Origin of the sequence: Rossellomorea oryzaecorticis (assembly GCF_038405515.1) — a bacterium.
In the GTDB taxonomy this organism is placed as follows: Bacteria; Bacillota; Bacilli; order Bacillales; family Bacillaceae_B; genus Rossellomorea; species Rossellomorea oryzaecorticis_A.
Window position 1 is genome coordinate 114456 of the sequence record NZ_JBBYAF010000003.1, and the last position, 25833, is coordinate 140288.

Annotated in this window: 17 protein-coding genes; 16 read left to right on the plus strand and 1 reads right to left on the minus strand. The window is 35.4% G+C overall.

Features of this window, described 5'->3' with window-relative positions; genetic code table 11:
- Positions 1–136 precede the first annotated feature (136 nt).
- The 13 genes from AAEO50_RS02585 to AAEO50_RS02645 all read left to right on the plus strand — a co-directional run bounded on the left by AAEO50_RS02585 (position 137) and on the right by AAEO50_RS02645 (position 13428).
- Positions 137–421, plus strand: coding sequence for a hypothetical protein (locus tag AAEO50_RS02585; protein ID WP_341980097.1), 285 nt, complete (start codon positions 137–139; stop codon positions 419–421).
- 183 nt (positions 422–604) lie between these two features.
- Positions 605–1339: a DUF5694 domain-containing protein gene (locus AAEO50_RS02590; RefSeq protein WP_341980099.1), complete on the plus strand. Its 735-nt coding sequence runs from the start codon at positions 605–607 to the stop codon at positions 1337–1339.
- A 209-nt stretch (positions 1340–1548) separates the two neighbouring features.
- A complete protein-coding gene (locus AAEO50_RS02595) occupies positions 1549–2082 on the plus strand; it encodes an N-acetyltransferase family protein (RefSeq protein WP_425383141.1) in 534 nt (177 codons plus the stop codon).
- Positions 2083–2320: 238 nt separating this feature from the next.
- On the plus strand, positions 2321–4519 hold the full coding sequence (locus AAEO50_RS02600) for a PAS domain S-box protein (protein ID WP_341980103.1): 2199 nt from the start codon (positions 2321–2323) through the stop codon (positions 4517–4519).
- Between the two features lie 911 nt (positions 4520–5430).
- Entirely contained in the window at positions 5431–5961 is a 531-nt protein-coding gene (locus AAEO50_RS02605; protein WP_341980105.1) for a hypothetical protein, read from the plus strand.
- Positions 5962–6093: 132 nt separating this feature from the next.
- On the plus strand, positions 6094–6663 hold the full coding sequence (locus AAEO50_RS02610) for a hypothetical protein (protein WP_341980107.1): 570 nt from the start codon (positions 6094–6096) through the stop codon (positions 6661–6663).
- A 97-nt stretch (positions 6664–6760) separates the two neighbouring features.
- Complete coding sequence (locus tag AAEO50_RS02615; RefSeq protein WP_341980110.1) at positions 6761–7348, plus strand: GNAT family N-acetyltransferase; 588 nt, start codon at positions 6761–6763, stop codon at positions 7346–7348.
- 215 nt (positions 7349–7563) lie between these two features.
- Entirely contained in the window at positions 7564–8253 is a 690-nt protein-coding gene (locus AAEO50_RS02620; protein ID WP_341980112.1) for a copper homeostasis protein CutC, read from the plus strand.
- 245 nt (positions 8254–8498) lie between these two features.
- Positions 8499–9368 (plus strand): AraC family transcriptional regulator, encoded by an 870-nt coding sequence (locus tag AAEO50_RS02625; protein ID WP_341980114.1) that lies wholly within the window; start codon positions 8499–8501, stop codon positions 9366–9368.
- Between the two features lie 164 nt (positions 9369–9532).
- Entirely contained in the window at positions 9533–9973 is a 441-nt protein-coding gene (locus AAEO50_RS02630; RefSeq protein ID WP_341980226.1) for an NUDIX hydrolase, read from the plus strand.
- A gap of 449 nt (positions 9974–10422) precedes the next feature.
- A complete protein-coding gene (locus tag AAEO50_RS02635) occupies positions 10423–10635 on the plus strand; it encodes a PspC domain-containing protein (RefSeq protein WP_341980116.1) in 213 nt (70 codons plus the stop codon).
- A gap of 268 nt (positions 10636–10903) precedes the next feature.
- The gene (locus tag AAEO50_RS02640) at positions 10904–11209 is read left to right on the plus strand and encodes a hypothetical protein (RefSeq protein ID WP_341980118.1); all 306 of its coding nucleotides are present in this window, start codon (positions 10904–10906) and stop codon (positions 11207–11209) included.
- Between the two features lie 56 nt (positions 11210–11265).
- Positions 11266–13428 carry a KAP family P-loop NTPase fold protein gene (locus AAEO50_RS02645; RefSeq protein WP_341980120.1) on the plus strand — a complete coding sequence of 721 codons (2163 nt, stop codon included), beginning with the start codon at positions 11266–11268 and terminating at the stop codon, positions 13426–13428.
- A gap of 50 nt (positions 13429–13478) precedes the next feature.
- On the opposite strand, the gene AAEO50_RS02650 is transcribed toward AAEO50_RS02645, so the two are convergent.
- Positions 13479–19481 (minus strand): ATP-binding protein, encoded by a 6003-nt coding sequence (locus AAEO50_RS02650; protein WP_341980122.1) that lies wholly within the window; start codon positions 19479–19481, stop codon positions 13479–13481.
- 905 nt (positions 19482–20386) lie between these two features.
- Here AAEO50_RS02650 and AAEO50_RS02655 point away from each other — a divergent pair.
- The 3 genes from AAEO50_RS02655 (at position 20387) to AAEO50_RS02665 (ending at position 25790) form a co-directional block, all read left to right on the plus strand.
- Positions 20387–21277, plus strand: a complete 891-nt coding sequence (locus AAEO50_RS02655) for a serine protease (protein ID WP_341980124.1) — start codon at positions 20387–20389, stop codon at positions 21275–21277.
- Positions 21278–21861: 584 nt separating this feature from the next.
- On the plus strand, positions 21862–24018 hold the full coding sequence (locus AAEO50_RS02660) for an ATP-dependent nuclease (protein WP_341980126.1): 2157 nt from the start codon (positions 21862–21864) through the stop codon (positions 24016–24018).
- Positions 24003–25790 (plus strand): ATP-dependent helicase, encoded by a 1788-nt coding sequence (locus tag AAEO50_RS02665; protein ID WP_341980128.1) that lies wholly within the window; start codon positions 24003–24005, stop codon positions 25788–25790. Before AAEO50_RS02660 ends, AAEO50_RS02665 begins: the two co-directional genes overlap by 16 nt.
- Positions 25791–25833 lie beyond the last annotated feature (43 nt).

Here is a 25833-nt window from a genome sequence, read left to right on the forward strand (position 1 = left end):
AGGGGGCATTAAGAGAAGAGCACCCGATGAGCTTATTTTATTGCTCATCTTCAATTATTGGGGCAGGTTAATGGAATACTATGTTAATGTTGACCTATAAAAAAGATGGCGAGAGTGCAATAAGGGAGCGAGTTATATGGATAATGTGATAAAAAGGTTTTTACAATCAGAAATAATGTATCAAGATTTATATGTTGAAATAATGAACTTTATCTTAAATGTTCATATAAGAAATGGCGAGTTTGAAGGTAACGAGTATATTATAAAAAAAATGGACCAAGACAACTTTATTATCTTTCCTGAATATACATTTCGTGGTGAAAGCCAAAGAGATATTCCATATAGTACATCTATTTATAGAAAAAACCTAATAAAAGAAATTAACGATTATGCACAAAAACAAGGGATAAAAATGAAATAGCTACTTTCGCTAACGGGGGCTGATCCAGAACAGGATGAGCTTCTTTTTTGTTTGAAGTTTTCCTTGAGTAAAGGGCTGTATTTTGAAATAATTGGTATTATGGGCAGGTTAATGGAAAAACAAGGGATGTCACATTTACCTACAGAAGTCACATAAATTCTGAGTCCTGGAGGGGATTAAAGCATGGAGCCACATAAACCTAAAATAATGGTGTTAGGTACCTTTCATATGAGGTATACCCCAGATATTTATAAAGTAGAATTTGATGACCTATTAAATGATAGAAGACAAAGAGAAATAAGAGAAGTTGTAGAAAAAGTAAAAAGGTTCAATCCAACCAAACTGGCTGTGGAAGTAGTAAAAAAAAAAGAAGAGGAATTAAATGAAGAATACAAGCAGTATTTGAACAAAGATTTTAAGCTGGCCATTGATGAAATTCACCAATATGGTTTTAGAATAGCATCAGAACTAGAACACAAAAAGATTTATGCAATTGATTGGATGGAAACCGTCGGAAACAGGGGAATTGGTCAGGTTTTTGAATGGGCGAAAATCGAACAACCCAAACTTTACAAATACATAGATGAAAAATATCGTTCGCAAAGAGATTTCAATTTAGCCGACAAAAGCATAGTGGACCTAATGAAAGAAATGAATGGAGAAAGCAGCGTGAAAAAAGAACACGAAATGTATATGGCAGTGGCACGCATAGGAAGTGAAGATGACTACGTTGGCATTGATTGGCTCAGGTGGTGGTACCAAAGAAACTTAATAATATACTCCAACTTGGCAAATATAACAAGCTCCCCCTCAGACAGAACCGTGTTAATTATAGGTGCGGCCCACGTCCATTTAGTTTCCCAATTTTTAAGAGAAAGTGAAATGTTTGATGTTGAAACAGCGACAAATTATCTTTGATATTCAATTAACGGGTGTGTTTCTTTAATAAGGAGGAGTGCACTTTTTTATTAACGCGTGAATATACACTGGGTGAGTTGGTGATTTAAATGATTGAATTTGTAATTGTGGGACAGGGTTGTGCAAGTAAAGGGCCAGAACGTTGAAGAAGGACATTATAATGCAATGTCGTATTTATTTGTTAGAGATCATCACTTAGGAGGACTTTAATACCAATGTTTAAAGATCATGTAGAATACATCATTCGAAATGGTAAATTAGGGGATGCGGAGGTACTTTTGGATATTGGGAGATCTGTTATTTCTGAGGATGAATATTTTATCGCAGTATCAGAAGAGGTGGAAAAAACGCCATTACATGAGGAGAAAGAACGAATACTAAGTATACTGGATAACATAAAAGATACTCTTATTGTAGCAGAAGTGAATGGTCTAGTTGTCGGATCGATAGAATTTCGTTCACAAACAAGGAAGAGATTATCACACACTGGCTCTGTTTCAATGTCGATAAGTAAAAATTACAGAGGCATGGGAATAGGGAAGGCGCTTTTAAAGGCATTAGTAGACTGGGCAGAAGAAAACCCGTTAATTGAAAAGATAAGTTTAGGGGTCTTTTCAACCAATCAAAGAGCCATTTCCCTGTACAAGCAGATGGGCTTTTTGGAAGAAGGCCGTTTAATGAAAGAATACAAGTTACATAATGGTGAGTATATTGATGATGTTCTTATGTGCAAATTTGTATAATAAGCTGATGGGTTGTTAGTTGAAAATTCTAAAGTATGGGATTGGAAGCATGGGACGCTTCTGCTTCGGAAATAAATATTTTACCAAGAAAGAAAGTGTGTCCTTCTTTTTACCTATTGTGTGATAAAATAATAGAAACATATCTTTCATGTTTGTGTCTCTGTAGTAAAATATTCACCTGTTCTGGACTATTATATTTACAGCATTACGAGCAAAAAATGCAGTCAGGAGGTGTCCTATGGAGATGGAGATGGTAGGAAATGATCCGTCCCTGTATCGAGACATTATTAAAAAGCTAGCATATCCGGTTTTACTGATTGAAATAGTGAACGAGGAGATTGATCATTATCGGCTTTTTGAAATCAATGAAGCAGCTTGTACTTTATTGAAGCTTCCAGAAAAAGAGTTGATGGAGAAAGATGTGATGTCCTTTTTCAGCCACCTGTCCCCCCTCGCATTCAGCACAATTAAAAATCTCTTTCTTAAGAATGAAAAATTCACAACGATCCTTGACGTTCCGGATGGAAACGGCACCATGATTCCTGTGGAATTGAATGTATCCTTGACCAGCATAGATGGGAAACGCATCGTTTTCTGCCTGCTGAAAGAATATTCGACCCCTTGCTGTTATCACGAAGCCCTTAAAGAAGAAAACACCTATTTGAATACCATCTTGAACACCACACAGTCCATCGTATTGATCCTGGATAAGGAAGGCCGCATTGCTCACTGGAATAACTTCACGGAAGCATTCACCGGGTACCTTCTCGAAGAAGTGCAATACATGAAGTTTTGGGACCTCTTTTTAGAAAAAGACGAAGAAAATCGCATTATAGACAACTATTTGTCCGGGAAAATTCCCACCGAATACGAGAATTACTGGATGACGAAGAATGGGGAAAGAAAATACGTCAAATGGAAAAACGTTGTATTCAACGATCCAACGGGAAATATAGAGTATGTTGTGGCCACAGGAGTGGATATCACCGAGCAAGTTCACTCTCTTAATGAGCTGGAAAACAGCAAGGGAAAATACAAGACATTGGTCTCGTCCATGGACGACTTCGTTTTCACGATTGATCAGTCGTTGACTGTCATGAGCGTATTTGGAAAGTGGATCGAATCGAACGGGTTCACGAAGGAAATGTTCGAAGGGAAGTCGATTGAGAGAATTTTCAACGGTTCCCGTCTGCACCTGGATGCAGCCCGGCAGGCTTTATCAGGGAAAACGACTGAATTCGAATGGGAATTCACGATACATGAAAAGAAGCACTATTTTCACAGTGTATTGTCACCGATCATTTTAAAAGATCACGTCATCAAGAAGGTTGTCGGCGTGACCCGTGATATTACGGAAAAGAAAACACTTGAAGAGCATCATAAAAGGATTTATGAAGCTGTGACCAGCGGTGTGGTCCTTCAAGATCCGACAGGAAAAATCGTTTATGCGAACAAAAATGCAATTGACATTCTTGGATACAGTAAAGAGGCATTAATCACAATGTCTTCCATGAATGAGGAGTGGGAAGCATTAAATGATTCAGGCGATGGCATATCAGGGGAAGAACACCCGGCTATGAAAACGTTACGTACCGGAGAATCCCACAGCAATGTTGAATTGGCCATATACAATCCTGTAAGAAACGAAAGAAGATGGATACTCGTTGACACGAGAGCCATTTTTGAATTAGGCAGCAGGGAAAAGATTGAATATGTGATTTCCACTTTTCGTGACATCACAAAGAAAAAGGAAATGGATATTCTTCTGAAACAGTCTGAAAAACTTGCATTGGTTGGACAGCTGGCTTCGGGAATCGCGCATGAAATCCGTAACCCGCTTACTGGGATCATGGGGTTTTTGAAATTGATCGAAGAAGGCCAAGATAAAAATAAACTATTTGATTTCCTTCCGATCATAAAAACAGAGCTGGAGCAAATCAATCGCTTTACCGATGAATTCATTGAACTGTCCCACTCACAGGATGATGAATGGACGAATGTTGAAATAGTCGGCATCATACAGGCCGCCCTTACTGCAGTCGGGACGGAGCTAAATGACAAAAAAATCACTACGGTTATAGAATCCGATTTCCATGATGGGCTGCTTTTACACGGTATTCAGCCTCAGCTCAAACAGCTTTTTATCAACCTATTCAAAAATTCGATTGAAGCCATGGCATCGGCCGGACATCTTATCGTAAAACTGGACCGTAAGGAAGATAAAGCCCGGATCCGAGTAATCGATAACGGAAAAGGGATCAGCCAAGCCCGGTTGAAGCACCTCTGTGAGCCTTACTATTCCATCAAAGAAAAAGGGACCGGCCTCGGATTGATGCGATGCCTGAAGGTCACACATCAGCATAATGGGAAAATCTCTTTTGATAGTGAAGTAGGGAAAGGAACCGTTGTAACGTTAGAGCTTTCATACTTGGAGTAGAGGATTGGTAGAGCGGGGACGGTTCACGCTCTGCTTTTTTTATAGGAAAATAGTGACTTCCTCATAGGTTACTGCTGGTGGTTACATCATGATAAGGTGGGGAATGAGGTAAAGAACTTTACCAGGTTAACCTAAAGTTTAATAGGGGTTAGGGACAGTGATGGTAAAGTGGACGATTCCTACTATCCTTTTCTCGTTTATCAACCAACTTGTCGAAAAAGAAGCACTGGGGACGAATCTAGTGCTTCTTTTTTGTTAGGATGAAGGACCATTTAATGGAATAAAGTATTGCTGTATATCGTAGTATTTGAAATAATTGGTATTACTAGATGAACAATAAAATATAGAGGGTGCTTCTAAGGAATTTGAGGTCCCCATGAATGAACAATGAGGGCATCTACTCGGGAAACATGACTTCATATAAAAAGGAGGCTATACAGGGTGTGGAATTCAAGCTTGGTGACTTTTCTATTGTTCTCCCGCCTTTCCTCATTACAATCAGTGCAATCATAATTATTTTCTATTTAGTAAGGTGGAGTAAGCAATTAGAAACACGTCGTTATACAGTTTTTATTTACTTTTTGATCAGTACACACATTGGTCCGATTTTTTCCACGGATACAAAAGAAGGACACTTTGAGCTGTGGGTTCCTTTAGGATTTATCGTTGTTTTCTTTTACATGTTTATAAGTAAAAGAAACCATCCGTCCAAAGTGAAAGCCAGTCTGTTAGGATTTTGCGTAGCATTTTATAGGTTGGTTCTCCAATATGTATGAAATCAGCAAATCCCACTATTGCCTTATTCTATTATTGGAAAGGTTAATTCAATAAAAAATGGAGATTAAATTTTAATCGAATAATCTTTCTGGCTGTTTTCTTTCTTCAGCCAACTCAATCGTAGGGGGGATTTTATGGAAAAGAAAAAAATATCAGTCTTGATCGCTGCCGTGATGATTCTGGTCGCCGCCTATGCCTGGTATCAATCCACTAAGGTATACGGGAATGATGAGGAATCCATCATCAAGGTGATAAAGTCGGTGGAAGGCTATGAGGATAAAGACATTCACGTTGTGCAAATCAACGATTTTGATGATGTTAGGATTGCAGGTTTTTTAGCCAATCAAAACCCATCCTATATTGAGTTTGCCCGAAACGATAAGGGGAACTATGTGTGGCAACATATTGAATCCAATCAAAACGAGGCATTTTCGATGTTTTTACCTGGCAGGGGCATAAAGAAAATCATGTTCGTGGCGAATGGTGAAAATGACGTTGCGAAAATGACGGTAGATATTAATGGGGAAACAGTTGAGCAAACGTTCCCACCTCACGAGCCAAGCGTAACCTGGGTTGACTTACCTGAAACTAAACGAGATGGATATGGGTATCGGAATTACAAATATTATGATGAAAATGGGGATTTGATTAAAGAGTATGAATGATAGATTGTGGAGGGTTCCCGCTCTACCCGCGCTGGGGGACGATATGCATGGGGAAAAGTAGAGTGAGAACCGTCCACGATTAATAAAAATAAGTTTAAGAGAGTTTCGTGAAGATGGAAAGGGAGTACCGGAATGAGAAGAGTAGTATTGATTTTAGTATCTATTGGGTTGGCCATATTCATGTTTTTGTTGAGTAATTATCGGTTGACGCCTGAAAGTGCAGCCCTAAGCAACCCTTCCCTGACTGGTGACTTTGAATATGTGAATCAAAATGGAATCGGGGAGGCCAAGGTCCTGTTATTCAAAAGTGATGTGAAAGAGGAGTACAGGACAGTATTAGCCGAAAAGTCAGGGTTGCTTTATAGAAGTAATTATTCTACATATACCCCCTACACCTCAGACCCCCTCCAACTTGTTGGAGGCATGAGCGTTACCACGGAAGAAAACGCCCTTACTTATTTGACCGTCATTTCGAATGATGAAAATGTGGCTTATATCGAAGCAGGGGTGGAGCCCCAAGTCGAACGCAGAGAAGTGAGTAAAGGTGAGCGTGTTACTTTTTTGTTTCCGTTTAGTGAGCAAATAGACAAACTTAATGCCACGGCCTTTGATGAAAATGGAAAAAAGCTCTACTACTTTGGCTATCCCAAGGGTACCAATATGTTCAGACAAGAGGATTTCAGATGGCATGAGTATGAGTGAGGTATGGCGGGAGCAGTTACTCAAGGCTCCTTTGCAGGAGCAAACAAGTATTTTCGAAGTGATAAAAGAAATGATATGACTTACAAGGGGAAAAGTTATGAAACATAAGACATCAGAAGGATTATTTAGAATAGATTGCGAAGATATCTATCTTCAAGAGTTTTCAATAGATGATGCAATTAATATCTACAGAATATCTAATCAACCAGAAATCTATCATTTCTTGCCTGACTGGAAATCTACCAAAGAACAAAGGGTATACTGGGTCACCAATTATGAAATACCAGCAAATCAAGCATTTCTTGATGCAGCTGCAAAAACTGCAAATATAGAAGACCACATTTTAAAACTAGGGGTTTTTATTAAGGAAACGGATGAATTGATTGGGTGGTGCTGTACGGGTATTAAAGAGGAACTTCCTGCACCGAATAGAGAGATTATGTATGCCATTTCAATTGAACATCAAAGGAAGGGTTACGCGACAAAAGAGTCTATGGCTTTGATTGACTATTTGTTTACACATACAAATGTAGAAATCCTTAACGCAATAGCTCTCATTAATAACGTCTCATCAAACAAAGTGATTGAGAAATGCGGGTTTACCCATCGAGGTCAACAGACGATGGAAAATGAACATTATAACCACTATATATTGAGTAAGTCAGAGTGGGAGAAAAAACATTAAGTAGGGGTTTGTTGATCTGTTATTGGCAGTAACAGAAAATCAGCGGTATGGAAGAACGGGAAACAAGGGGATTAAACTTTAACTGCAACTTCATTTTGATCATTGGCCACAAACATATTAATGTGGAAACCCTAATGCTCCCCTTTTAATTAAAATCTATGATTTTCAAAAGTCTAAAGGAGAGAAGGAAGCCCCATACAAGAAAGGTAGATACTATGTTCATAGAATTTATTGGGACCACGTTAGAAGATGCTAGATTAATTGAACAATCTGGGGCAGATCGGATTGAGCTAGTATCCGCTTTAACAGAGGGCGGCTTAACACCAAGTCACTCTTTAATCGAAGCTGCAGTGAACCGTGTAAGCATTCCGGTCAATGTGATGGTAAGGCCGCATAGCCAGTCATTTTGTTACTCTTATGACGATTTATTGATCATGAAGAATGATATAAAGATAATCCGTTCATTAGGTGCAAATGGTGTGGTACTAGGGGTGTTGAATGAGAAACATGAAGTCAACCAACACATGCTTGAAGAGTTATTGATGGAATGCAATGGTATGGAGGTTACATTTCATCGAGCAATCGATTGTACAATCAATCCTGTTCAAGCGGCTAAAACATTAGCACAATACAAAGAAATAACCACTATTTTAACCTCTGGTGGAAATGGAGAATCTTCCAGACGTTTGCAGACCATTCAGCAAATGAAAACAGTATGTAAGCATGTTTCAATTATGGTTGGAAGTGGATTAAATGCAAGCAATATTCGTTCTGTTCATTCAACCGTAAATACGGGATATTATCATTTTGGTACAGCCGTTCGAAAAAATCAAAGTCCGACCGAAGGAATTCATCTAGAAAATGCGAAAGAAATGGTTCAACTATTAAAAGGTAAACAAGCATAATGGCAACAAAAATGCGAAAAGTACAAGTAGAGTAGAGGGGGAAGGTTCCCTCTCTACTTTTCGCTTTCTTACAAAAAAATGAACCTCTTTATCATAAAAACTTCTCTGGACTGCCTGATCTACCGAATAAAGTAGGATAAGAGCCGTCCGCGGATTAACCTGAATTGAACCTGCCACAACAAAGCATAAATTGACAGGATACGTTTTTAAAAAGTTGCTAAGATGACATTAAGGAGTTGATGGCCATGGCGTGGGTGGAGTCAATACAGAAGGCAATTGAGTACATGGAACAAAATATAGTGGAAGATATGACGATCGACAGTATTGCTGAGCAAGCCAATGTGTCCCCTTTTCATTTCCAGCGGACGTTTGCCGTTTTGACAGAAATGACGGTTGGTGACTATCTAAGAAGGCGGCGGTTAACATTGGCCGGAGAAGAATTGCTGACAACAGACGCGAAGATCATTGACCTTGCCTATAAATATGGCTATGACACTCCCGAGGCGTTTTCGAAGGCTTTCCGCAGACAGCATGGGGTTTCTCCAAGTGAGGCGCGAAAGTATAAGAGGAAACTGCAATCCTATAACCGCCTGATCATCCAGGTAACTTTGAAAGGGGCAGAACCAATGAAGTATAGTGTAGTCGAGAAGAATGCGTTTCAAATCGTTGGGATTAAGCGAGAATTTGCTTGTGTGGCAGAGGAAGAAAACGTAGTAGGCATTCCGGAACTTTGGGAAGAGGTCAATCAAAATGGAACAAGCGATAGGCTGTTTCAATTGAATGACGGGGTAGTAAAAGGAGTATTAGGTGTGTGTGGAGGAGTCAGTGATGAGCAAGAAAAGGCTAATGTGTTTGATTACTGGGTGGCAACCTCGTACGCCGGGAAGGTTCCAGAAGGGATGATGAGCTTAGAAATCCCTGCTTCCAAGTGGGCGGTCTTTGAAGTGAATGGACCAATGCCTGCTGCAATGCAAAATGCGTGGAAACGAATTTTCTCCGAATGGTTCCCTTCCACTGGATATGAGCACGCGGGTACCCCGGAATTTGAATTATATACGGATGAGAATCCCAATAGTCCGGATTTATACTCTGAGATATGGATCCCAATTAAATAAATTCATCGTGTCTTCGGCAAACGGGCGCTTTTCTGAAATAAGGAAAGCGCCTTTCTTCATGGAAGGGCCAGTTAGTTGAATAAGGGGATTGCTCAGAATCATGATATTTGAAATAATTGGTAGTATGGTAAAGGAGAAAAACTAAAATGGAGGCGAATGACCTTATGAAGCGAGTAGATGTCACATATGTGCTGCTGTTTGATGAACCTGGAGAGAATGTATTAATGGTAAAAAATACAGGAAAAAACGGTTCTTACTATACACTTCCAGGAGGTGCAGTAGAGCCTGGAGAAACGCTTGAAGAAGCAGCCATTAGAGAAGCGAAGGAAGAGACGGGTTTAGATGTTGAAATTGGAGATGTTTTTTCTGTAAGTGAGGGGTTTTTTGAGGACAGGGGCCACCACGCCGTTTTCTTTATTTTTAGAGGGAAGATCACCGGTGGAGAGATTACGATATCTATGCCTGAAGAAATAGAAGAGGTTACTTGGATGAATGTTCAAGAGGCAGAAGACTACATCCACGTAACAAGCGATACAAAAGGACTGATAAAGCGTAAAGTATCAGCACCTTATTTACTTAGGAAAAGAAGTGATATTACTTCTTAAGTAAGAGAGGGCCTATCGTTTGTTCTTCTGCAATCGGGCATTTTAATTGAAGAAAGAAATGTCAGTTTTTTGCGTAAATGCCTTAGTGTGAAAAGGAGATGTTATGAATAGAAAAATCGGTCTTTTTTTATTGATTTTCTTTTGTTTTTTAATATGGCTATATTTTGCCGTATATGAATCTTCAATAAACGACTGGTGGACAGTCAATGAAATAAAACAGAGAACTGATGATACTGTCCAAGTAGGTGTATCATTGTTAAAGGTTTTAGTTGGTACGGTTATATTCACTATTAGTGGAACTATTCTTTATTTGTTGATAAGAAAAAGGAATTAGGTATTTATTACATTTAAGGGAGCGTTGCAGAACAGGCAGTCGCCTTTTTAGTAAGGAAGGTTAGCGTAATAATCGAAACTTAAATAATTGAATTTCCGTCTAACTAGTGTAAAGAATGGGTTTTTGTCAAAGAGAGGGATTTGAATTGCAAAAGAAGTTAATAAAATCACGAACAGACAAGTCTATTAGCGGTGTTTGTGGAGGTATAGCCGAATATTTCGGTATTTCTTCTTTGGGCGTAAGGCTGCTATTTATTTTTTTACCTGCTAATGTACTTATATACTTAATTCTTGTTAATACAATGCCAGATAGTTCTCGGACATTATAATATCATTTTCTATTAAACGGGGCCGTTGATCCAAGAAGGATTAACGCTTATTTTTGTGGAAATTCTTCCACAAGTGGTGCATGGATATCAATGGAATAGGAAATTAGAAGTGGAAATCCTCAATGTGGTATTGATTCTTATAGCGTAAAAAATGGCGTGATACGGAAGCAAAAGTAATTGAAGATCAGATTGGTGAAATTGTTTTATGGATAATGGAAGCCATACATGTTGAAAAATTAAAAAGGTTAGAACGTGAAACTGATAGACGATGAAGGATAGAAGAACAAGAATTCAAGAGCAAATAGCCCAAAGGAAGGAAAAGGAATTAATGCAGTTAGAACTATTAGACCAATATGCACAGAATTGGGACAAGGCTGAAAGGATTAGAAGACTGTTGGATGCTGTAGAATCAAAGTTTGATAAGGTTGGCACTGAGGGAGAAAAGCAAATTTTAAATGATTGGGTGAAATGGGCTCGGGAAAAGGCAGATTTCTTAGACCCGTTAGACAAGAAAGGTGATAATATTTTAGGTAAGGGTTTATGGTTATTTGATATTATAAAGCAAAAATATTAGCAGGAAAAGTTTCAGGCATGTATACAATACTATGAAATGAAGGGAGGATTTTGTAAATGAAACCGCATAACTATTCATCGGATGCTCCAATATATGATGCTTCTCTCGATCGATTTAATCGTTTTCCATTTTCACAGAGAGTAGCCAATGTAATCGCTAAAAGAAATGATTTGGGTAGTATTGTAATAGGATTATATGGTGCTTGGGGTGACGGGAAAACCTCTGTATTAAACTTTATAGAAAGGGAACTTCAAAAAGAGGAACACGTCGTTTGTTTAAAGTTTAATCCATGGAGATTTGGTGTCGAAGATCAGATGCTCATCAATTTCTTCAACGACTTAGCTACGGCAATCGATAGGTCTATGGAAACTGGAAAGGAAAAAATAGGCAACCTTATTGTGAAATATGGTAAACCACTAGCTTCTGCTCTTGGTAGAGGGGAAGTTGCAGATGAAGTAAAATCGTTCTTTTCAGGTGCAGATATTGAAGAATTAAGAGAACGAATTGAAAATCTTTTAGAAGAGGAGAAAAAAAGAGTTGTAATACTTATAGATGATATTGATAGACTAGAGAAAAATGAAATACATGCGGTGTTTAGATTAGTTAAGTTAACAGCAGATTTTAAATATACAGCTTATGTTTTGGCGTTTGATAAACATGTAGTATCATCAGCATTACAAGAACGATACGGAGATAATGCTTTAGGAACGGGGAATTCATTTTTAGAAAAAATAATTCAGGTTCCCTTAGAACTTCCATCAATAGAGAGCGAAGATTTAAGAAACTTTTGCTTTAATGAAATTGACCAAGTATTGAACTTCTCTAATATTGAATTAACTGAGGAAGATGTTAGGCAATTTGTAAGCAATTTCTCAAAAGGATTAGAGGCACATTTGAAGACACCTAGACAAGCTAAGTTATATTCGAATATCCTGATGTTTTCTCTGCCTATATTAAAAGGTGAAGCCAATTTTGTTGATTTAATGTTAGTTGAAGGAATTAGGGTTCTATTGCCAGAAGTCTATACTCTAATCAGAGACAATAGGGACCTATTTTTGAAAGATAGTACGAGTGGCTATGGCTATGATTATGACCAAAAGGAGAAATCAAGAAGGAAAGAGCGAATTGAATTAGCCTTAAATGAATTTACACAAGAAGAAAAGGAACAAATTATAGGCTTGTTATGCTTTCTCTTTCCCAGACTCAACAGCGTTTTTGGTAATAATTTTTACGGAGGAAGCTCGGAATTAAAATGGAGTGAAAGGCAACGAATATGTTCTCCACAATATTTTCAAAGATATTTCACCTATGCAATAACCACTAAAGATGTTTCAGATATAGCAATTAATGAATTGTTAAAATTTAGTGAGGATCATTCTGAAGAAGATATTGTAAATAAAATTAAAGGGATTTTGTCTGATAAGAATGCAGAAACCTTTATTTCAAAGTTAAGAAGGTTAAGTAAAAAGTTTACGTTATTACAGTCCAGAAATTTAGCAATTTCTATAGCAAAGATAGGTAGTAATCTTCCTAACCCTATTCAATTTTTCAGGTCAATGAATACTTTTGGACAAGGAGCAATGTTCACTGGTGACTGTATAGAGAATCTGGAAAGTAAAGAAGAACAGTTCGAGTTAGCCAAAGATGTAATTTTTAATGCAGACACCTTATATTTTGCTGCAGAGTGCTTTTCTTGGTTCAAAAGAGATACAGAGGAACATCCAAATCCCAAAGGTTTCTCTGACGAGGAATACTCAAAATTGGCAAGCATCTTGGCCAAAAGAATATCTTTTGAGTTGAGTAACATTGAAGATATTGAAATTGGAAAAATAGAGAACTTTCCTTATGTACTATCAGTATGGAATGAATATGGGGAGCCAAAAGAGGCAACTAATACAATTACACGAAAAATAAGAACAGACAAGAACTCTGTTTTCGAAATCCTTAATGCCCATACCCCTACTGCCTTTGGGGAGTTTGGTGCAAGGAAATCAAGTTTTCGAAGGAATAATTACGATTCTATCAAAGAAATTATAGAACCAACCGTCATAGTGGAAGCTATTAAAGAAGTCTTTAATAATTTGGCAATAGATGACCGTTATCCTGAGTTTTTGGATGTACCAAGAAATGAAGAGCTTGCTAGGCAGTTTCTGTGGATACATAATAAGTCTGAAGATGAAAAAACAAATGAAGAAGAAATGGAAAGCAGTATGAAATAATTAAAAAGGAAGGAAATGCAGCCTAAGCATGTATCCTTCCTTTTTTTAGATTACTGTTCATTTATTTTAATACTTGAAAAGGGTTGACTCACTATATTTTGTTCTTTTAATGATTGTTCGAAAATAGTTCTGTTGCAAACCCATCTTTGCATTAAAGGTTGTCTTTCCAATCTTCCATGATACAATTCTCTATATGGCCCATGAATATAATCATGTCTTGCTACTACTTTATTTTGATGTAACCATATTCTTGGATTGTTTTTTGATGGTTCCCAGCCAAATAAATCTGACCATAATCGGCTAGGATAAACTGAAAATGTCTGGTTACTAAAGTAGGAAATGCCACCAGTTTGATACGTCATTTGAGCAAACTCATTATTATATTCCATAAACGGATCAAAACGTAAATTTTCATAAAATCCATATGAGCGGCCATTAAAAACTCTACTTCCACCTTTTCTTACCTTTATCATATGCTCCTCAAATAAGGTGAGATCAAAGAGGAATATGACATCATTGCTATAGCTGTAAGTGAATAGGACTGCACCAATTACTATTTCGTCTTCGCTAATTCCAGCATTAATATTTTGTAAAAAACAGTTTTTTAGGTGATTTCTATCTTCCTTAATTAATTTATCTAATTTCTCATCAATAGGCCATTCTTCTATATCAGATGCTGGAGTAGGTGTATCAAGGAGAATGAACGGATCATCTCCAGAAGTTATGGCTTGGGCAAATCGTAAAGGTGGTATACCATACCATCTATCAAGTGAAACTTCATGGTAAAGTACATCCATAAGTTTGTATTTTTCAGGAACATGAACAAGTTGAACTTCTCCACTTTGCATTTTTATTTTCTTAAAGCTACCATCAATTTTGGGGGATATTTTTAAGTAGTTAACTAATTTTTTTTCAATATCCAGCACATCGTCTTTTGTTGCTTCTTCTATAAAAGCAAGTGAACTCCTAACAAAATCTTTGCCATTTATTGAATAGAAAGCTCCTTGTTTAATACTAGGAATTTGCATTAATCTTGGACCATTTTCATTTAATTGCATTAATAAAGAGTTGGTAGAGTGCTCACTAAACTGTAGCTCTGGTATAATGTCCCCTTTGGTTCTGTTTAAGGCATGGTAAACAGCAAGTGCCTGGAATTTCAAATTAAGTACATCACTTTCATAACAATGTTTTACAAACTCTAAAAAATATTTAAAGTTTTCAGGTAAAGATGTTGCAATTCGTTCCGCAATAATGAGTATCCATTCTTTAATTCGTTTATCTGCCTCTTGAATTTTATCCAGGTATTCTTTAGTTCCGTCAGGAGAAGTTTGAATAATTGCCCAAATACCTCTTAAAGCTAATTCAATTCGAGATGAATTATTTGATTGGAGGATGTCCAAGAAGTAATTAAGTGCAAACTCTTTCCATGATAGTGGGTATCCATCCGCACTATCTGGCAAAATGATAGACTCAGCTTCTGGAAGGAACCCATTACCATTTATCCAAAGTAAATGCGTTTCAAGAATTTTGTTAAATCTGTGCTGGAGGGTATCTGTACCATCTAGTTTTGATTGATAAAAACAAAATCCATTTAATATTTCAGAAAGTGGTGCGATCCAATAACTATTATTAAAATCAATATTACTTAGAATACCATGGATAACTGACCATTTTTCGCCTTCTTGTAGCATTGGAGTAATAGTATTAAAGCCTAATAAAATATCATCTATAGACCAACCGATTTGACTATTAGTAATAATATCTTTTAATTGATTCAAGTGTAAGAGGTAATCCAAGGGCTTTTCTTTTTCAAGTCTATTACAAATATGAGAAAAACCTTTCCAAAAATTTCGCTCTCTGTTATTATCGCTGTCTTTATAATTTTGTAAAAACATTATTGCTGATCCAAGGTCTTCGGTCTCCAAGATTTCTTTAAGTTCTAGCCAATCTGAACTACTATCGTCACTATTAGTAAAAAACCATCTAGTTGGTACACTATATTTTATCATACTACCATACGCATAAAATTCAGATCTTCCGATTCCTTCTAACTTATTTGATATATCATGAATTCCTGAACGTTTTGATGCAAGAATCAAAGCCTCTTTTAAATCATTTAGGTATATTCTATCTACCTCACTTTGCCAATTTAATGTCCCAACTCCTAATGACCAAAGAATCAAGGCATCATTTTCAGTTAAATTATAAACCTCTAGCATACCAATAATTCCATCCATAAGAATATGAGGATAGTTCAATATGTTGTCGGTTAAGTTTTTTGCATTGTAAAAACGCCACATATCGCTAGGCCCAGAAATGGCAATAGCAATTGCTAGATCATTTAATAGATTTGACTCCATACGGTTATCCCCGACTTTAGACGCCTCTTGGGATATTTCAAGAAGTTTTTTACCCTCAAATTCCCAACTATTAGGTTTAACTTTAGATATTTCATTAAACCAGGGAAGCAGATCATTGAATACATATTCTTTATGCCCAGTATAGCTAATTAGTCCCCAATCTTTGCGTAAAAGGGCTTGTTCAACTACCGCCGTAGACATACCTGAATCATTTGCTAATTTTGTAAGTTCATTTACAATTTCCAATCGAAATGAAACGTCCTCATGCCAAGCCATACCATCCGGCCCTACCCAGTAATCAAACCATTTAGCTAACAATTCTCGTTCACCATGCTGCTCAAGGTATTTCCACCCCAATTTAAGCATGTAATTAACAGGGTATTTTTCGCTACAGTATTCTTTTATAAAGTTGTAACAAGTGATTTCGTATTCTTCTCCAGTTTGTTTACAACATTCAATAATCAATTCGATTGATGTGCTTGTTAAATTATAATGATTGAAGGTCAGTTGTTCATTTGGATTCCTTTGTTTTAAAAGTGCATTTAAAACTTGAATAACATATTTGATAGAAAAAACATTGGTATAATCAGAATTGTTCTTTTTAAATAAGAATCTCATCCACTTTCCTATCATGGCTGACGCATTAAGGAGAACAAGCAAATGTTCTCTTCCTTTTTCATGATTACTATTTCTAAAATAATGATTTACTCCATCTTGGGAAATGCCTCCTGTTTCCCTTTCTGCTTTTCCCCAACCAAGAATAAAACTAACCATTGTGTATAAAACGGGGCGTTTTTCATAATTGTTTTCATCATAGTTTGTTAAAAATTCAAATCCAGTTTCAATGATTGAATTACTCCACTTTTCATTAAGGTCTTTATAGCCAGCAAATATAGAGCAAAAACCAGCGGTAACTTTAAAGGAAACTGGTATCCTATCTGTTTCTTTAATTTTATGCAATAACAAAGAAACCTCTAACCATCTTCTATTTTCGGCTAGCTTTATTAACCAACATTCAAGATCAGAATAGTATAAAGTTTGAGCCTTTTTTAAAGATCTTATAAACCGGAGTGTTCCACCTATACTTACAGCTTCGGTAATGTAACTACCATAAAACGATGAAAAACAGTTATTAACCAGTTTGTTAGATTTCTCCTCTTGAGAGTTACTGTCAAACAATAGACCAGTGTGTTGGCATACTATGCCAAAATCTTTAAAAAAGTTATTTGCCTTATCACTTAGTGATTTATTAACACCACGAACGAGGTTCTCTTCTCCAATTATTGAAATAAGGTCAAATGGGGTAATATCAGAAAACCATCGACTCATTAACCCCTTTGCTCTGGCTAGCTCATTTTCAGAAATTAACCTTTTAGCATCCTGAACAACTGCATAAACCTTATCTAAATCCCAATCATTTACGTTTAATACACTACCTTCAGTTGATAAAAATGGAGGAAGTTCCTCAATATTTTCAAGATTTTCCCCTGACCACTCTGAGACTTTTTGGTATTGGTTTAGGGTTGTACATGCTAGAGAAAATGTATGGAGGCTTTCCCAATCTGCTAAATTCGGCATATTTTTAATGACACTTTTACATTGACTTTGTAATTCCTTTAAAGGTCTTCGAAGTGCGACTCCTTCTATAACGTATTCAGGAGTATACAATTTAATTTGTTCGTTTTCTCTATTACTTAATTCCAGTAAATTAAATAAACTACTATGTCGGACAAGGGCTTTGTTTTTATCAGTCCAGTAATAATCCACCATATTACTTGCAACTTCTCTTAACTGTGTTGGTTCAGTGTTAATTTCTCTCATTAGATGAACTCGAACATCGTTATGTGCAACCCTAAATCCATCGTGTTCTTCAATAATAAGTGGTCGTAATTTTCTTAAAAAGTCTCCCCACACGGTTTTAGGATAGCTGTATTCTTTAAAGATTTCGGATAGGTCGAATCCGTTTAATCGTTCACTGGTTATAGAAAGGCAACCAGCAATACGTGTATCTAAAAATGGTGGAAGATTGTTTATTTGGGATATGGCGGAATTCCAAATTGACTGATAGTAACTAGAAATTCCATTATGTAACTTCCTTTCGGTAAGCACCTTTTGAAGTTCCTCGACATTTTTAACCTCTTTAGCTTCGTGCACAGCAAAGATTGTTGAAAGAGTATTTCCATCCACAATACTAGAGACTAAATTAGTAGCAGGGAGTAAATGTTCCTCATTCAAATTAGTAGTGTTCTTTAGTAGACTAAAAATATCTTCTTTTTTTATTCCCTCTATCTTCCAAACGGAAATATCACCTCTATTGTCTTTAAGCCAAATAGGATACTTTGAATATCCTTCAGGTGGTTGACCAACAATGAGAAACCGTATCTCTTTAGGTACTTCTTCTGGAGGAAGCAAGGTACTTAAAAATGTTTCGTTATCTATTCCAGCTCTTGCTGCATGATCAATCCCGTCTATAGCGATAACGGTTGGTCTACCTTTTAATTTCCCATTAATTTGAGATAAACGTATTACATTACTCCTTAATTCTTCAGTTGTCATTAAATCATTAAAGATGGGTACTTCAAATTCAGATAGACGCCCTTTAAAAATAGTACGTAATTGAGAGAGTAAATCTCCCCATAATGCTTGAGCAGTTGTTGTTTTGCCCGCATCAGCCGGTAAAATTGGAGATTCAGGAGTAATTGGTTTATAAGCATGGAATCGAAGGTCTATTAAACTGTTCCTTTTGTTAGCTAGCGAGCTGACAATGCTTGTTTTTCCTTCCCCAGGGTTCCCGGATAAAAAAACAATCTGTTTTTCACCTTTTATTAAATAGGTTTCCAAGTTCTCTAAGAAGTCTTGTCTACTTTTGAAAAAGGGATAAGGAGGTTTTAGGTTATGCTCTCCTACCACCTCTCGGGAAGAAAAACTTAGAGTTTGAAAAACTTCTTCTCTATTAATTTCCTCTGTCTTACCACGAAGAGTAGTTGCCCATTTACGTAAAGCAGAGTCCAAAGCATTTTTAATAGGAATTGCTTTGGTTTCATTTATAGAAAAGGTTAGAGCAATCTTACTTATTATTTCACTTTCTACTTCTTCAATATCTGATTGATCTGTTTCTATTGTAAGGGCTTTCAAAAATTCTATTTTCTCCTGAACATTTAGCTCATCTAGTTCTTGTAACCAGATTTTCCATGCTTCATCCCATTCATCACATATCTTGATTTCGTTAATCGAATCTATTGATTCGGATTCTCCTTTAATAATATTCCAGAATTGAATAAGTGGTGGTCTTAGATATTTTTTTTCTTCATTTAACTTTACAGTTGTTGATCTTATACTAGATTTACGGTTTGTGTATAAAATAGGTAGAGAATTTCCAAATTCCTCTTTTGCCTTTTTCCATGCGATGGAAAGGGTTTTAAGGAGCGACTTATTATCTTCACTAGATGACACCATATCTCCGAAGGTAATAGTGTTACCTGTACGAGAATGTTTAATTTGTATACATTTAGTTCTATTGTCTTTATATTTAACTACAACATCATCCAGACCTTGGGCTTTATTTGATTGAAGGGTTACAGATTGTATGTTATTGTCTGGATTAATCATATCAAGTATGTATAATAAGCCGATAGACCATTCATACCAATAAGGGTCTCCACTTCCAGCAGTAGGATTAATAGTTTTACTCATGTAAATTCTCCCCTCAAAAAGGTAGTTGGATATATCCATGGATTAATCTGCCAATAAACTCATTTTAATAATTTCTTAATTAGTAAGGAATTTAGATGGTTATAATTTTCTATTATATCATTATATAATTTTCTACCTATCTGTTTTTAGAAGTTATACAAATTTCGTATTTATTGAGTTCAACTAAAATTGCTCTTTTCTTTCTTCTATTATTTTATGTCCCATGCTAAAAAGTCGGTACAATTCACTTGAAGGTTCTTGTTATATAGAAGTTCTCCCTAGTAAATATAAAGGTGAATGTTGGAATGCGAATTCAGTTTTCTTTACAGAAGAAAACTTCGGCTATATTTTACCTGCCTTTGAAAAGTGCTATAAGGAATTTGACTATTTTGCTTTCAATGAAATACATATTGATACCTGGTCGTTAATTATTAAGGAATTGGAGCATATTAAACAATTTTTAGCTGCGGACCCTTAACCAAATTCATTAAAAGGTGTTTTAGGATTTCCCTTCACTTATTCTGAGACAGAATTTATGGAGGACTATGAGGTAAATAAAAAGCAGCTAATATCTATGATTACAGATTTTCAATTTTGGATTAATGAAAAAGGTGTTTCAACAAAATTTATTTCAGTTTTAGGAATGTAAGTAGATGGGTTCGTTAACTAACGATGCAGTTTAGTTAAAGCAGCGTCTTTGGCTCTTAAACAATCGGGACTGATTATTAAGTAATATCTCAAATTATTTATTGGTCTCTCATTAAAGTTGCTTTGAGACTAATCGCAGTGACCCCTATAATAAGTAAGTGAGGTTTAATACTAAAGGATTAATTGAAAAGTAAGGTTTTAATCCAAAATACAGATGAATTAAGAACTAGTAAAATATTAGTTTAGGGGGAGAATATATGGCTTTTTTAGATAGCACCTCAAAAGAATGGGCGGATATACTCAAAGGAAGAGAGTCTTTGATTAGAAAGATTAAAGAATTTGACAATTTTAATATTGATCCTGTCTCACTACCTAGTTTGTTTATACAAGTATTGTTCGAAATTGATGCGAATCAAAGGGAAATTTTGAGCACTGCTACAGGTTTTGTTGTTAAACATAATGGAATATATTATCTTATAACAAATCTACATGTTGTAACAGGAAGACATACAGAAACAGGTAAATGTCTTCATGGCTTAGGTGCAGTCCCAAATAAATTACGAATATGGCATCATTCTACCTTAGCTACTATGGGGTATGGTGCCTGGGGATTTCGGGAAGAGTCCTTATATGACGGAGAAGAAAAACCATTATGGTTAGAACACCCAAATAAAAATATAAAGGATAGAGATAATTATCTTGAACCTAACGTTGATGTAATAGCATTACCATTAACTGATTTAGACAAAAACGTATTAATACATCCAATAGAAATTGATGAATTAGATTTTGATATTAAACTATCGCCTGGAACCACTTGCCATATAGTTGGATATCCTTTTGGCAGGAGTGCAAAGTCATTTCCAATTTGGAAAACTGGGCACATTGCATCCGATATAGCTGTACATAAAAATCAAAGACACTTTTTTATTGATGCAACGACACGGGAGGGAATGTCGGGATCACCAGTTGTCTATAGAACATTTGGTCCATACGAAAGTAATAGTGGCGAAATAATAATGAATAGTAGTATAAAAACAAGATTTTTAGGAATTTATTCAGGAAGAATAGAAAAGGATATTGAGGTAGGTATGGTTTGGACACCAAATATAATAAAAGAAATAATTAATGCCCCCAAAAATAGATGACTATTTTATACATGGTTACAAAATCACATTAAAGGGTCTTTATTGTCTAATAATGCTTTAAAGTTTCTTATTAAGAAAGTAAATATGGTAGGTAGGGTATGGTAAGTGAACATCTCATTCTAATTTATGTAAAATGTACTTTATTTCAATAAATGTGGTATGCACGTACTAACATCAATACTAGGGTAATGACTAATTAAGTCTTCAACAATTGGGCGTTTTCATTAATAGAAGGCGTCTTTTTTAATGCCCCAATACATTTAAGAGGTTGGCTAAAGAAAAGATTGTGAAGATTTTTACTTAAACTATAGGGTGCTAATCTTCAACAACGTGCTACTATAAATAAAGCTCAGAGCTTAATGCTCTGAACTTTTTTTGTGCTAATTTTACTGCTAAATTGTCTGCTAATTCAACTGCGAATTCCTGTGCGAATAGCACTCTAAATTGGCATTTTGTACTTCGAAACCGAACCCGTTAATATATAAAGAGGCTTTTTTTCGTCAAAATTTAACATTTACTGAACTATCCTATTAATGGAAATGTTAGTATAGTTTATATAAAATTCCCTTTATTTTGGAGGTACTATGCACATATCAAAATTACACATTTTAAACTTTAGAAATTTTCGTAACCAAAAATTTATTTTCCAACCTGGAGTTAATACACTGATTGGGGAAAATGGATCTGGAAAATCTAATGTTCTTTTTGCGTTAAGGCTATTGTTAGACAACAATTTACCTATTAATGCATCAAAACTATTAGAAACAGATTTTAATAGAGGAATTAGAAGATGGCAAGGACATTGGATTATTATCTCAATTGATTTTGATAATTTAGATACAAGTGAGGGGGCAAGCCTTTTAGCTCATAATTTGGAACACATCGAAGGAAGTGTTTCAACTGGGACATATACATTTTATTTTAGACCTAATAAAAAATACAGAAAAAAGCTCTACGACTTAACAATGGATGAACATAAAGATCCAAACAAGCTAGATGCGATATTAAATGAGATTACCATTAATGATTATGAAGGTGTTTTTTACCTAAGAGCTAAAGCTAACTTCTCTGAAGAATCGGTTTATAAAGAGATAGTAGGTGATTTTGAAAATATTATTTTCCCTAACCCTGAAGATGAAAAAAAAGATATTCAAGGTTATCCAGCAGCTAATTTATTTTTAGTTAGATCGGAAATTTCATGTACTTATATAAAAGCATTGCGCGATGTTATGTCTGAACTACGAAAAAATAAACAAAGTCCCTTATTAAGTTTGTTAAGGGGAAGTGCAAAAAATATATTAGTAGATGATTCAAAAAATATTTCGGATAAAGTTACAGATTTAAATAAAACAATTAGTGGTCTTCCTGAAATAATGCAACTAGCTGAACGGGTTAGGAATACACTTAATTCTACAATTGGCTTTACATATGCTCCGAATGTCAGTATTCAATCTGAACTACCAGAAGATATAAATAAATTATTTCAAGCCTTAACCTTGTGGGTAGGGGACGGAGAGAATGATAATCATTTAGGAAAACTAGACGATCTTAGTCTTGGTGGAGCAAACCTTATTTATATTACTTTAAAATTACTTGAATATGAGTATAAACAACCAACGGAAGAAAAAGCAGCTCATTTCTTATTAATTGAGGAACCTGAAGCGCACATTCATACTCATATACAAAAAACATTGTTTGATAATTACAGATTTCAAAATACCCAAGTTATTACAACTACACATTCAACTCATATTTCATCTGCAAATAAAATTCATTCAGTCAATATACTTTGTAAGGAACCAAACGAAACACTCGTTAGTCAACCAAGCAATGGCTTGACACCTGAAGAGTGTTTGAGAATCGAAAGGTATTTAGATGCAACAAGAAGTACACTATTATTTGCTAAAGGCGTAATACTAGTTGAGGGTGATGCTGAATTAGTATTGATTCCTACATTATTCAAGAAAGTGTTCGGTTTAAGCCTAGATGAAATAGGAGTAAGCATTATTAATATGAATAGTACTGTTTTTGAACATATTTCAAATTTATTTCACGATGATCGTATCAGAAGAAATTGCGCGATTATCACTGACCATGATCAATCCTTAATTCCTCTTCCTATAGAAAAGTCAAAGGATAATGACCAGGAAAGGAAGGCAAGGAATTCTGCTGAAAAGGGACAAGAACGAAAAGATAAACTTGACGCTTATTGTGTGGGAAATCGCTGGGTAGAGGCATTTTATGCTAAGCATACATTTGAAATTGATTTTGTACTAAATAATAATGATATTGAAGTAAGAAGGACACTTAATAAAATTTATAAGCAAAAAAAGGCAATTGAAGGCTCTAAAAACTTACTTAAGTCCAAAAACCCTATCGATGTTGGTGTAGAGACCCTACGATTAGCAGACAGTGTAGTAGGAAAAGGATGGTTTGCTCTTATATTAGCCGAAGAGATAACCTATCAAAGTTATATACCTAAATATATTCTTGATGCTATCGCTTTTGCTACGGGCCATATTGGGTATAAACATTTTGAGAAAATGATCAAGTATAGAATAGAAAATGAAATTGGTAGGGAGGAATATGAAAAATTTAAAGAGAAATTAGAGGCCATTCCATTAGGGGACAGAGACCTGGAGCTATTAAAGAGTCTCTCTAATGACATTTTAGAAAGTGATGATGATTTATATTTATTCATGGAAAAATACGAGGAAAATCAAAAATGTTTGAAGGATTAAACCCAGAACAAATAGAAGCTGTGACCACAGAAAAAAATACACTAGTAATCGCTTGTCCAGGGAGTGGGAAAACTCGTGTATTAACTAGTAAGATTGCATATGAGTTAGATCGAATGAAAACGAAAAAGAAATTCATTGTTGCCCTAACTTTTACTAACAGAGCAGCAGAGGAAATCCAAAAAAGATTAGATGAGATGGGTATCCCTCAAGACCAACTTTGGGCAGGAACAATTCATTCATTTTGTTATCAGTGGATTATAAAGCCTTATTCTTGTTATGAACCAGATTTGGTAAATGGCTTTTCAATCATTGATGATACAAAGAAAGAAAAAATACTGAGTGAAATGAAATTGAAACGCTCATTACCCGTATGGGGAGAGATAAGTACTTCATTAAATAGGATGGGAGAATATATAAACAACGATAGTTACAATAATGATCTAGCAAAGGAATTTCACCATGCTATTCTAGAAAATAAAGAAATAGACTTCGATTTATTACTCTACTATTCGTATAAACTAATTAATAATCATCAAAAAATTCGTCAACATCTATCAAATTTAATTAGTTATATTTTTGTTGATGAATATCAAGATACACAAGATTTGCAGTATGGAATAATTGGAAAAATTATTGACGGGAGAAATACTTGTAAATTATTTTTAGTCGGGGATCCTGATCAGGCAATATATGGTTCATTAGGTGGTACACCAAGAAGTATTGAAGAAATAAGAGATGAAATTGGTCAAGAAGAAATAGAATTTAAAAAAATATCTGGGAATTATCGGTCAACTCAAAGGATAGTCGACTTTTTCACAAACTTTCAATCAACAGATGTAGAAGTTCAAGCACTTGGTCCACATTCCTGGCAGAGAGGATTAATTACTCTAAATAAAACAATAGATAAAAATGACCTTTTCTCTGAGTTTGCAAAAATAATAAGGAATAATCTTGATAACGGTGTAAAACCAAATGAAATTTGTATAATTGCACCTGTGTGGTACTTCCTTACTCCATTAGTTAAAAAGCTAAGGAGCTTGCTACCTGATGTTCCGTTTGAAGCCCCTATTGCAACTCCTTTACCGAGAAATAGAGAAAATTTCTGGTGGAAATTAACGAGGATATTTTTAACTGATATTTCTCCTGAAACATCTTTAAACCGGTTTCGATGGATAAAACAAGTTATACAAGAAATTAATATTTATACCAATAATTCTCTAAATGTAGAACAATTAGATTGTCGAAGGTATTTAAAGATTGTCAATAGAATTAAACCACATGATGACAATGCAATTAAATACTTGCAAACAGCATTCAATGAATTCTTCAAGGCTCTAGATATCGAATTTGTAGATAACCCAGTATTGTTTGATCAGTGGAATTCATTCTTCAATGGATTAGAAGCTCGTTATGAATCAGATAACTTTAAAGATATCTCCAAAAATATAAAATATTTAAAAAGTACTTTTAAACAATCAAAAGGAGTAGTTGTAAATTCTTGTCACGGTGTAAAAGGTGAGGAATTCGAAACAGTCATAGCCTTTGGACTACTTTGGGGAAATATACCTAATTGGAGTTCCATCATTAATCAACCATATTATGTAACAAAATCTGCTTCATATAATCTTTTATACGTAATTGGATCTAGAGCTATAACAAATTTACACTTATTTGCAGAAACTGGAAGAACAACTAAAAGTAGAAAACCTTACAAAATAAATGAACATCTTGATTCATTATTGTTTGATTATGATATAGAACATTCTATTTAAATAGAGATGAAAATACTTTTTTTCACTTGGATACAAGTATCTT

Bases quoted from the DNA above. Each gene is read 5' to 3' on its own strand.
- AAEO50_RS02585 (WP_341980097.1), top strand. From the start codon at position 137: ATGGATAATGTGATAAAAAGGTTTTTACAATCAGAAATAATGTATCAA.
- AAEO50_RS02590 (WP_341980099.1), top strand. From the start codon at position 605: ATGGAGCCACATAAACCTAAAATAATGGTGTTAGGTACCTTTCATATG.
- AAEO50_RS02600 (WP_341980103.1), top strand. From the start codon at position 2,321: ATGGAGATGGAGATGGTAGGAAATGATCCGTCCCTGTATCGAGACATT.
- AAEO50_RS02605 (WP_341980105.1), top strand. From the start codon at position 5,431: ATGGAAAAGAAAAAAATATCAGTCTTGATCGCTGCCGTGATGATTCTG.
- AAEO50_RS02610 (WP_341980107.1), top strand. From the start codon at position 6,094: ATGAGAAGAGTAGTATTGATTTTAGTATCTATTGGGTTGGCCATATTC.
- AAEO50_RS02615 (WP_341980110.1), top strand. From the start codon at position 6,761: ATGAAACATAAGACATCAGAAGGATTATTTAGAATAGATTGCGAAGAT.
- AAEO50_RS02620 (WP_341980112.1), top strand. From the start codon at position 7,564: ATGTTCATAGAATTTATTGGGACCACGTTAGAAGATGCTAGATTAATT.
- AAEO50_RS02625 (WP_341980114.1), top strand. From the start codon at position 8,499: ATGGCGTGGGTGGAGTCAATACAGAAGGCAATTGAGTACATGGAACAA.
- AAEO50_RS02630 (WP_341980226.1), top strand. From the start codon at position 9,533: ATGAAGCGAGTAGATGTCACATATGTGCTGCTGTTTGATGAACCTGGA.
- AAEO50_RS02635 (WP_341980116.1), top strand. From the start codon at position 10,423: ATGGGTTTTTGTCAAAGAGAGGGATTTGAATTGCAAAAGAAGTTAATA.
- AAEO50_RS02640 (WP_341980118.1), top strand. From the start codon at position 10,904: ATGAAGGATAGAAGAACAAGAATTCAAGAGCAAATAGCCCAAAGGAAG.
- AAEO50_RS02645 (WP_341980120.1), top strand. From the start codon at position 11,266: ATGAAACCGCATAACTATTCATCGGATGCTCCAATATATGATGCTTCT.
- AAEO50_RS02650 (WP_341980122.1), bottom strand. From the start codon at position 19,481: ATGAGTAAAACTATTAATCCTACTGCTGGAAGTGGAGACCCTTATTGG.
- AAEO50_RS02655 (WP_341980124.1), top strand. From the start codon at position 20,387: ATGGCTTTTTTAGATAGCACCTCAAAAGAATGGGCGGATATACTCAAA.
- AAEO50_RS02660 (WP_341980126.1), top strand. From the start codon at position 21,862: ATGCACATATCAAAATTACACATTTTAAACTTTAGAAATTTTCGTAAC.
- AAEO50_RS02665 (WP_341980128.1), top strand. From the start codon at position 24,003: ATGTTTGAAGGATTAAACCCAGAACAAATAGAAGCTGTGACCACAGAA.